The sequence below is a fragment of the Vreelandella sp. L-25 genome, assembly GCF_056857535.1.
In genome coordinates this window covers 33,848-43,961 of sequence record NZ_JBSXNH010000086.1, presented here as the reverse complement: position 1 = coordinate 43,961, position 10,114 = coordinate 33,848, and the positions used below count along the sequence as shown (strand labels likewise).

6 protein-coding genes are annotated in these 10,114 nt (G+C 63.0%); 2 read left to right on the top strand and 4 right to left on the bottom strand.

What is annotated here, in order from left to right; genetic code table 11:
* Nucleotides 1–678: 678 nt before the first annotated feature.
* The 4 genes from AC13CN_RS14880 to AC13CN_RS14865 all read right to left on the bottom strand — a co-directional run bounded on the left by AC13CN_RS14880 (nt 679) and on the right by AC13CN_RS14865 (nt 5,405).
* A complete protein-coding gene (locus AC13CN_RS14880) occupies nt 679–1,149 on the bottom strand; it encodes a phosphate-starvation-inducible PsiE family protein (RefSeq protein ID WP_044630465.1) in 471 nt (156 codons plus the stop codon).
* A gap of 17 nt (nt 1,150–1,166) precedes the next feature.
* Nucleotides 1,167–1,547: a PAS domain-containing protein gene (locus tag AC13CN_RS14875; RefSeq protein ID WP_483053229.1), complete on the bottom strand. Its 381-nt coding sequence runs from the start codon at nt 1,545–1,547 to the stop codon at nt 1,167–1,169.
* Nucleotides 1,548–1,891: 344 nt separating this feature from the next.
* Nucleotides 1,892–4,741, bottom strand: coding sequence for a heat shock survival AAA family ATPase ClpK (gene clpK, locus AC13CN_RS14870; RefSeq protein WP_483053228.1), 2,850 nt, complete (start codon nt 4,739–4,741; stop codon nt 1,892–1,894).
* A 94-nt stretch (nt 4,742–4,835) separates the two neighbouring features.
* The gene (locus AC13CN_RS14865; RefSeq protein ID WP_074211498.1) at nt 4,836–5,405 is read right to left on the bottom strand and encodes an Hsp20/alpha crystallin family protein; all 570 of its coding nucleotides are present in this window, start codon (nt 5,403–5,405) and stop codon (nt 4,836–4,838) included.
* A 404-nt stretch (nt 5,406–5,809) separates the two neighbouring features.
* Here AC13CN_RS14865 and AC13CN_RS14860 point away from each other — a divergent pair, with 404 nt between their 5' ends.
* Together AC13CN_RS14860 and AC13CN_RS14855 are read left to right on the top strand one after the other, a co-directional pair.
* Complete coding sequence (locus AC13CN_RS14860; RefSeq protein ID WP_044630468.1) at nt 5,810–5,998, top strand: hypothetical protein; 189 nt, start codon at nt 5,810–5,812, stop codon at nt 5,996–5,998.
* Between the two features lie 182 nt (nt 5,999–6,180).
* Nucleotides 6,181–9,729, top strand: coding sequence for an SNF2-related protein (locus AC13CN_RS14855; RefSeq protein WP_335589521.1), 3,549 nt, complete (start codon nt 6,181–6,183; stop codon nt 9,727–9,729).
* The last annotated feature ends 385 nt before the right edge of the window (nt 9,730–10,114 follow it).

Genomic DNA, 10,114 nt, shown 5'->3' with positions numbered 1-10,114 from the left:
GTTATTGGATCTGACCAGGGTCAGAACCGGCATCACTGTCCCCGAATTCGGGGTAAGTTAATGGCATGAGCCGTATACGTGGTCCGTATGTACGGTTCTGTGAGAGGGATGAGGCGGAGACGCCTCACCCTACTCGCTGTTGGGTCTATGGTGGGTATAGAAATACTGCAAGGTACTAGGCCTTCGATAAAAGTAAGGAAGACCTAGCCATTTCACAGCTGCACGAATTCCGGGACTCTGCGACCCCGTGTAGCGCTCAGGCCTGCTGGAAGAGCCTAGAGATTTTTTCTTGCCTGGGTGCTGCGGCTGGGATGGTCGTTGCCACCAAAGAAAAACGGTCTGCTTTCTGCTGGCTACGCACACCTGATCGCCACCCCCTATATACCTATTACCCTTCGAGAGCTTCAACGCGCCTGTAACATGGTGGTTGAAGCGTCGTTCTGGGGCGCAGGTCGGCGCTATAAATTGGGTGCTTACCTAGGGGGCCGGGAGTCTTAGATACCACCTCGCTTAATCGGCCACAAATGTCCCATCAGGCAGTTTGTGGCCGACAACTACCCCACCCAACCGGCCATTTTAATTGTCGCCAAGCGGCCAAAGTAGTTGGCAATAACTCGCCAGCGGTGCCACGACCTAGCATCGTGTCGATCGTCTAGACGATAAAGAGCCATGATCCAATCACTCGCTTATCCGGTCGTCGCGTTCACGCATGAGCCAATAGGTCAGACCTAAGGCCAGTATCATCCCCGCCAGGGCGGCCAGTTTGGCAGGATCAATGTCGGGGTCAAGGATGATGAACTTGCGGGCCAGTGCCAGGATCGCGATCAGAATGACGGTCTTGACCTGGATGATGCTTTCCTTACGCAGCGCCACTTTGACGATCGAATGCTTGAATTCCATCGCGATCAGGAGGGTCATGGTGGCACCGAATACCATCTGAAAAGCCTTATGATCCGTTGGATTCAGTGCATCCATGACGAGCAGCGTGAAGACGAGCCGAATCAACTGAATTAGCGACACCACGATGATGACGGCAATGACCGCCGACAGAACGAGAGCGACGACCTGCTCGAAGCGCTCGTAAAACGTCATCAACCGCCACTGGGAGCGCATCTCGTCAAGGGTCGTGTGGCCAGGTTCTTTATGCATAAGCGTTGCTCTCTCTTTCAATGAAACGTTAATGGAACGGGGAGTCCGAGCTGCCGTCCGGACGAAGACGGTATTGGTAAAGCATACCGGGAACGTGGCTGGCCAACTCTTCTCGCTGTCGGCGCATAGAGTTCAGCGCCTGCTCGACCCTCTTGAGATCGGTGATGTCCTCTACCGTCCCGTCTGCCGCTCTGGGCCGACCAGAGGCGTCGCCCTTGAATGGCCCGCAGGTGTATCCAGCGAACCTGCCCTCCGCTGACGATACGATACTGCAGATCAAGGGACTTTCCGCACATGGCAGCATCCCATGCCCTATCGAAGAGGGGGCGGTCTTCAGGGTGAATGCACTGCAGGAATCGCTCGAAGGCTATTGGCGCACCAACATCCAGGCCGAGCACGCGGCAGGCTTCATCGGAGCAAGTGAGGAGTTGTGAGCCAAGATCGAGATGCCAACTGCCAAAATGGGCATTCTGGTTAATCTGGTCACCGTGTCGGGCTGAGATTTGAGGCGGCTCGTTCAAAGGTGACGCTCCTTAGGGGTGAAACAGAGGTTCCAAAGTTTCTGCAACTCGGAGCGCATTTCGTCAAAGATTGTGTGGCTGGGGTCGCTATGCATCGACTGGCCGGTGGCGCGTCCCACCAGGTGGGCCAGACCGGCAAGCGGTGGGATAGCGACCGCCAGCGACACGAGGGTGGCTGCCCATGTCACCCCGTTGGGTCGGACACGACAGCCACCCATCGCTCAAGATTCGCCGTCCGCCGGTTTCTTCTTGCGCGTAGCCTTGCTCTCGTCGCTAGGCGGTGCCTCGGCCACGTTCGCGGCATCGGGCTTTTCAGGCTCGGCCGGCTGCGCGGGTGGCTCCTGGCGCTCGAAGACCACTCGTTCGGCCTTGTCATCCCAGCGGGCGCTGGCGTGATCACCCTTGCCAATGCCACCACCGAGCATCTCGCGCGCCAGCGCGGTCTCCAGCTCGCTGCGGATCAGCCGCTTGAGCTCACGCGCGCCGAACTCGGGTTTGTAGCCTTCCTCCGCGAAGTGGTCGATCAAGGTCTGGTCGAAGGTCAACGTCACGCCCTGGCTGGCGGCGTTGCGGGCCACACGATCGAGCTGCAGGCCGACGATATGGCTGATCTCCTCTTTGCCCAGCGCATGGAAGACGATGATCTCGTCGATGCGGTTGAGGAACTCGGGGCGGAAGTGTCCGCGCAGCACGTCCATCACCTCGGACTTGGTCTTCTCGTATTCCTCGCCGGCGGCGCCACCGGCCTTCAGCCGACGCTGGATGATGTCCGAGCCCAAGTTCGAGGTGGCGATGATGATGGTATTGGTGAAATCCACCACCCGGCCCTTGCCGTCGGTGAGCCGCCCGTCGTCGAACACCTGTAGCAGGATGTTGTAGACGTCGGGGTGCGCTTTTTCGATCTCATCGAGCAACAACACGCTGTAGGGTTTGCGCCGCACTTTCTCGGTGAGCTGGCCGCCCTCGTCATAGCCCACATAGCCCGGAGGCGCGCCCACCAGGCGTGCCACGGCATGGCGTTCCCCGTACTCGGACATGTCGATGCGCAGCAGCGCACCTTCATCGCCATAGATCGACTCGGCCAGCGCCTTGGCGAGTTCGGTCTTGCCCACGCCGGTCGGTCCGAGGAACAGGAAAGTCGCCACCGGCTTGCTGCCTTCGCGCAGGCCCGCCCGCGACAACCGCACGGCATCGGCCACCGCGCGCACCGCTTCGTCCTGGCCCACGAGGCGCTCGTGCAGCCGCTGCTCCAGATGCAGCAGCTTCTCGCGTTCTTCCACCGTCAGCTCGTTGACCGGAATGCCGGTCAGGCGCGAGACGATCTGCGCGACATGCTCGGCCTTGACTTCGGCGTTGCCCGAGGCGCGCTCGCGTTCCCATTCCTCGACGAGCTTCTTGAGTTCAGTCTCCTTGGCCTCGATGCGCTTGCCCAGCTCGGCGGCCTTGTCGTACTGCTTGCGCGAGGCCACATAGTCCTGCTCACGCCGCAGCTGGTGCAGTTCGGACTCCAGCTCTTGCACCGCCACCGGGCGGGCCGTGGCCGACAGCTTCACGCGTGCGGCCGCCTGGTCGAGCAGGTCGATGGCCTTGTCAGGCAAAAAGCGCGCGGTGATGTAGCGGTCCGACAACTCGGCGGCGGCGATGATCGCATCCTCGGTCATGCTGACCTTGTGGTGCGCCTCGAAGGTGTCGCGCAGGCCACGCAGGATCATCATGGTCTGCGCTACCGTCGGCTCGGGCACCATCACCGGCTGGAAGCGACGCTCCAGCGCGGCGTCCTTCTCGATGTACTTCTGATACTCGTTGAGCGTGGTGGCGCCGATCAGGTTCAGTTCGCCGCGCGCCATCATCGGCTTGAACACGTTGGCCACGTCCAGCCCGCCTTCGCCGCCACCCTGGCCGGCACCGACGATGGTGTGCACCTCGTCGATGAAGAGAATCAGCTCGCCCTGGTGCTCGGTCACTTCCTTGAGCACCTTCTGCACGCGCTCCTCGAATTCGCCGCGGTACTTGGCGCCTGCCACCATGGCGTTGATGTTGAGTTCCACCAAGCGCTTGTCGCGCAGCGTCTCGGGTACTTCGCCGGCGACCATCCGCTGCGCCAGTCCTTCGACGATGGCGGTCTTGCCGACGCCGGGCTCGCCGATCAGCACCGGGTTGTTCTTCTTGCGCCGGGCCAGCACCTCGATAGTGGTCTCGATCTCCTGCGCGCGGCCGATGACCGGATCGAGCTTGCCCTCGCGCGCCATCTTGGTGAGGTCGCGCGAATACTTGTCGAGTTCCGGCGTGTTGGTCGGCGTCTCGGCGCGGCCATCCTCGGCCCCTTTGCCGACCACCTTGCTTACCTGCTGGCGCAGCGCTTGCGGCGTGAGGCCGTAACGGCGCAGCAGGTTGGCCGCCAAACCTTCGCCTTCCTCGGCCAGCCCGATCAGGAAATGCTCAGGGCCGACATAGGAGTGGCCGAGTTCGTTGGAGGCCACGAAAGCGCGGCTGAGCGCGTCCTTGACCCGGGGCGACACGCCGATTTCGCCCTCGAACGGCTTCTCGCCGCGCTTGGCTTCGGATTCGATTTGCCGCTTGAGGTCATCGACGTTGACCTTGAACTGCCCCAGGATGGTTTTCACCACGTCGCTGTCGGCGAGCGCCAACAGCAGGTGTTCGGTATCGACTTCGGCGCGCCCGAACTCTGCAGTGTGTCGGGCGGCCTCCTGCAATAGGGCCTCGGACTGTTCGCTGATGCGGCTGGCGAGCCCACTGCCGCGCCGGCGCGCGGTGCCCGTACCGGCCCGGGCGGGTTCGCCGAACGAGGCATCGACGACCTCGTCGGTATCGGCCGCCATGGACGATGCGGCGTCACCGATGCGGAAGAAGTCGCTGCCGAGAAAGTCTTCGAACAGGCCGCTACGTGAGCCGAACAAGGCTTCCAGCGGTGAGACGGTGCGCTTTTGCTGGCGCACCAGTTGGCGATAGTGATCGTCACACAACAGCATGGTGCTGTGGCGACCATTGAGATTGGCTTCCACCCGCGCCGTGGCGGGCTGACCGCAGACTTGGCATTGTTTTCTGGCCATGCTGATGCTCCTGTAAAGATTGATCTGACGAGGCGCCGAAGGTCTCGGCGCCTCGACCTTCACCTGGTTTTTTCGGAGAACGAGCCGATCGGCGTCAGCCGTTGATCGGGATCGAGCGGCCCTGCTTAGGCGCACTGGCCTCGCGCTTGTCCATCGTGATCGTGAGCACGCCGTTCTTGAATGCGGCCTTGATCGATTCCTGGTCGGCGTTGTCAGGCAGGTTCAGGACACGCTGGAAACTGCCGTAGGAGCGTTCGACGCGATGGAAGTCGCCCTCCTTCTTTTCCTGCTCCTGGCGCTTCTCGCCCCGTACCATCAGCAGGTCGTTGTCGAGCGTGATCTGGATATCCTGTTCCTCGACGCCGGGAACCTCCAAGGAAATCTTGTACTGCTTGTCGGTTTCCTGAATGTCCAGCGCCGGCTTCAGCATGCCCGGCCAGTCCGACGGCCATTGCGGCATGGCCTGCGTCGGCAAGCCGAAGCCTCGAAACGCATCGTCAAAGAGGCGGTCGATCTCGCGATGCAATTGCAGGATGGGACTGACGGGACCGCCTGCCGCCGGCAGGTCATTGCGCTGCACGGACAGCGAGGCAGCGCTCTGTTGTTCTTCCTGTTCTTTCTTGAACCAGTTCCAGGGAGCCAATTTCTTGAAATCAATGTCCATGTCACACCTCCAGAAGAAAAATTGAAGACTCTCGCTCACTCCGTTTGCCTGCGGCTATGGATAGCGCTCCCAGGCAACACGGGATGTTTCGCTGCCTTCGGCTGCTCATCTGTACGTATCACCTCCTTCTTTCTGCCTGCTTGGGTCTGATCATTGATCCATCGATCGATTTCACTTTGATGAAACCGCCATGCCCCCCACAATTTCCGCCTTCGTGCAGCCTCAATCGAGGGTTTTCTTCAAGACTTTGCAAAATATTGTGGCTAACATGCAGGAAGTCAAGAGTCAACACCTCGCGATCTGCTGGGCGATTGATGTGAGTCAATCGTAAGCAACCAGGAAACAAATCGGCGTTGCAGTCGCGCAGGCTGGTGACCACGTAGCGGGTGTTGAAGCCACGCTCGATGGCGCTGCTCTTTCAGGCGGTCTACCTGACGCTGCACGAGGTGCGCGAGGAGATTCCTAATCGGCCGCTCTATCGCCTGGGCTTCCTCAACCAGGAGGTGGAGATGAAGAGTCTCAACGAGGCACTGCTGCCGGTGCTGGGGCTGCCGGGTCTGCTCAGGGAGAGGGGCGGGCCCTCGCGCAGCTAAAAGCCAAAGGTTACGCCGACAAGTACCGCGACCGGGGCATGCCGATCTACCTGCTGGGCGTGGAGTTCTCGAAGGAGCAGAGCCAGGTCGTGGCCTTCGAGGTGGAGGAGGCGCGGCAACGATGAGCGTGGGGGATCGTGGTAGCATTATGTTCCCTGTAACATCGACCTCAAGGAGCCAATATGTCGGAGCGTTATCCTGAAGACCCTGCCCTGGATCTGTACTTGGCTCTGATGGAAGTGGATTGGCCGACTGCCTTTGATGCCGCCACCCTATCGCGTGGGTTGGGCTATGCCCACAAGGGGCGTGTGCATGATGGGTTCAACCTGCAGGTCGGCAGTGACATGCTGGGAATCTTCGGGCGCGTTGCCGGTGGCCGCAAGCAGGCCTACATGACGCGGGCTTATCTTGACCCCAAGGATCTCGACAAGGGGCTCTTTACCCTCTGCAACTGCCAGGTCGGCGTGCGCTGCAAGCATGCCGTGGCGCTGATCGAGACCTTCATGAATCAGATGGGCGAGGAGGGCTTCGCCTCGCCGGAGGAAAGCCTCGAGCCGTCTCCCGGTTCGCCCCCTGCGCCACCGCTTGCCAAGCGCTCGTCGTCGGCCGAACTGGCGTCGGCCAAGCGCGAGCGCCTGAAGCGCGACTGGGAAGCGTGGCTGAAGCGGGCGGATCGGCCTGCCTTGCAGGAGGAACCAGAAGGGCGGCGCGTCGGCGATGAGTATCGCCTCGCCCTGTTTCTGAGCGCGCCCGGTGCCTATCGTGAGCCGGTGCTGCGGGTGGTGCCGGTGTGGGTGCGTCCGTCGCGCCAGAGCCATCGCCACTCGGGGTGGGTGGCGCCACGGATCATCGAGGCGGCCTCCGACCTGGTGCCAGTGCCCGAGGGTGGTTGGCCTGCGGCCCAGGAGGAGGCCCTGACACTGCTTTTGCACGGCCCTCAGGAGTCCACTTTGATATCAGGTCAGATGCGCCGTGCGGCGGTCATCGATCAGCCACTGCAGGGGCGGGCGCTGTGGAATCTGCTTGAAGGCGATGAGCTCCCACTGCTGTTCCATGAAAAGCAGACGGGCCCCGTTCTTGAACTGGGCCCTGCCGGGCAGCTGGCGCCTCGCTGGCAGGCGGATGAAGAGGGGGTACAGCATCTGGCGCTGGATACGCAGCCAGAAGGATTGCTCTCGCAAACGGCGCTTGTGCTGCGTAGTGGGCGCGAGTTGTGCTACCTGGACGTTGAGCAGGGCTTGTTCGGCCGCCTGGCCGGTAGTCCCGAGTGGCTTAAAAGGGTGGCGCAGGCGCCGCCGCTACCCCCCGAGATGAGTGGCTGGTTGAGTGAGCGCCTGGGTGAGGCGCCGGCACTGGCCGAGACATTGCCGGCGCCGCATCAGGTCGAGGAGCGCCAGCTGGATGATGTGGTGCCGCGGCTCAAGGTCACCATGCAGGTAGCCGCAGGTCAGCTGGGCTTTCGTGACGGTGCACCTCTGCCGCGCTGGGTGGAAGTCGGTGCGGCGGTGGTGGGGCTTGACTATGCTGGTATCGAGGTGGTCCCGGAGCCCGGCGACTGGGTGCAGGGGTACCGTGATGGCCAGCGACTCAAGATCAAGCGCGATGCCGAGGCGGAGTTGGCGCTGGTGCGCGGGCTGCCATCGGGCATGATCACCCTGGAGTGGCTGCGCGAGGCCGAGCTGGTGCCGGCCTATCTGAAGCTGCCTGACTGGTCGCTGCTGCTGCCGAATGCCGAGGGTCCTCCGGCCACGATCCTCGAATGGTCGACCCACCTGGCCGGCCCCGATGAGTGGTGGGAGATGATCGCCCGGCTGCGCCAGGCGGGTTGCCTGGTTCACTTCAGCGACGACTTTCCCGAAGAACCCACCTATGTGGAGCCGGACGATTGGTACGGCGAGCTGGAGCCGGCCGGCAACGGCTGGTTCGACCTGGCGCTGGATATCGAGGTGGAGGGCGAACGCCTCAACCTGCTGCCGATCCTGCGCCGCCTGTTTCGGGATCCCGGCTTTCCGCTGGAGCCGGCCGCTGATGAACCAGAGGACGCCAGCTGGACGCTGGCCCTGCCGGAGAATCGCCGCCTGGTGATGCCGCTCTCGCGCCTGCGCTCGCTGATGGCGCCCATCCTCGACTGGTTGAATGATGAGAGCGACCCCGAGGCGGCGGTGCGCCTGCCGGTGACCGCCGCCGAGAAGGTAGCGCCCCTGGCCGAGCACGAGTGCTGGGCGGGACGAGACGACGTGACCAAACTGGCCCGGCGCCTGCGCGAGCTGCCCGCCAGCCTGCCGGCACCGCCGGGCTTAGTTGGCGAGCTGCGTGACTACCAGGCCCGAGGCATCGCCTGGATGCGCTTTCTCTCCGAGCTGGGCACCGGCGGCATCCTGGCCGACGATATGGGCCTGGGCAAGACCGTCCAGGTATTGGCTCATGTGCTCGATGAGCGCGCCCGCGGGGCGCTGACCGGCCCGACCCTGGTGGTGGCGCCCACCAGCCTGGTGGGCAACTGGTGCGCCGAGGCTGAACGCTTCGCCCCCGAGCTCAACGTCGTCGCCCTGCAGGGGGGGAAGGCTCAGCGCGAGCGCCAGTTCGAGGAGGCGCTTCCCGGTGCCGACCTCGCGGTGACCACCTATGCGTTGCTGATCCGCGATCTCGAACGCCTGCGCGAGCACGACTTCGGCCTGCTGGTGCTTGACGAGGCCCAGGCGATCAAGAATGCCGCCAGCCAGACCGCGCGGGCGGTGCGCGAGCTCAATGTGGCCCGCGCCATCGCCATGACCGGTACGCCACTGGAAAACCACCTGGGTGAGCTGTGGGCGCAGCTCGATGCCGTGGCCCCGGGCGCCCTGGGCAGCCAGCAGTGGTTCGGTCAGCGCTTTCGCACCCCCATCGAGAAAGAGGGCGACGTCGAGCTGCGCCAGCGGCTCTCCCGGCGCATCGCTCCGCTGATGCTGCGCCGGACCAAGCAACAGGTGCTCGCCGAGCTGCCGGAGAAGACCGAGACCCGTCGCGAGGTCACCCTGAGCGGCGCCCAGCGCGAGCTCTACGAGAGCCTGCGCCTGGCCCAGCACCAGCGGGTGCAGCAGGCGGTGGCCGAGCGCGGCCTGGCCGCTTCCGGCATCGTGATGCTCGATGCGCTGCTCAAGCTGCGCCAGGTGTGCTGCGACCCGCGGTTGGTCAAACTGGAGAGTGTGCGCAAGACCAAGCGCTCGGCCAAGCTGGAGCAACTGCGCGAACTGGTGGGGCCCTTGGTGGAGGAGGGGAGGCGCATCCTGATCTTCTCCCAGTTCACTGAGATGCTCACGCTGATCGGTGAGGCGCTGGAGAAGGACGGCATCCCCTTCACCACCCTGACCGGCGACACGCCGGGCAAGACCCGCACGCAGCGGGTGGCGCTGTTTCAGCAGGGCGAGATCCCGGTATTTCTGATCAGCCTCAAGGCCGGCGGTACGGGCCTGAACCTCACCGCCGCGGACACCGTGATCCACTACGATCCCTGGTGGAATCCGGCGGTGGAGGCCCAGGCCACCGGCCGCGCCCACCGCATGGGCCAGCAGAACCCGGTGTTCGTCTATAAGCTGGTATGCGCCGGCACCGTGGAGGAGCGCATCCTCGACCTGCAGGCGCGCAAGGCCGATCTCGCCGCCTCGATCCTTGAGGGTGGCGCCGAGCACAAGAGCGACGGCCCGCTATTCGACGAGGAGGATCTGGCGCTGCTCTTTGCGCCGGTAGTGTAGTGAGATGGGTTAAGAAAAAATCCCCCTCTGGTTGTTGGCTGAAGATTTTCCTGCTGAAGTGAACGAAATACCTCGCTTCCTGAGCATGAAGATGAAAAACGTTGGTGATGTGCACCTTCATGGGCACCTGGCGCTGGGCGTCCTGCCGCCGGAGCGAGCGCCTGCCGATGACGATCTCCTCTCGCATCTGTTGTTTGCTCTGAAGCATGAGGGCGTGGGCCTGGCCATTCTTTCCGAGACGCTCCCTTATCTCTCGGTCGAATCGCTAGTTGCGGCACTGGAGGCCTTGACTGGTTTGGTGGCGGTATTGGTCTGGGGAAGAGGTATACGAAGAGGTATACGGAGCACAGCCCCGTTATAGCTATTGCTCGCGGCGGTTCTCGTG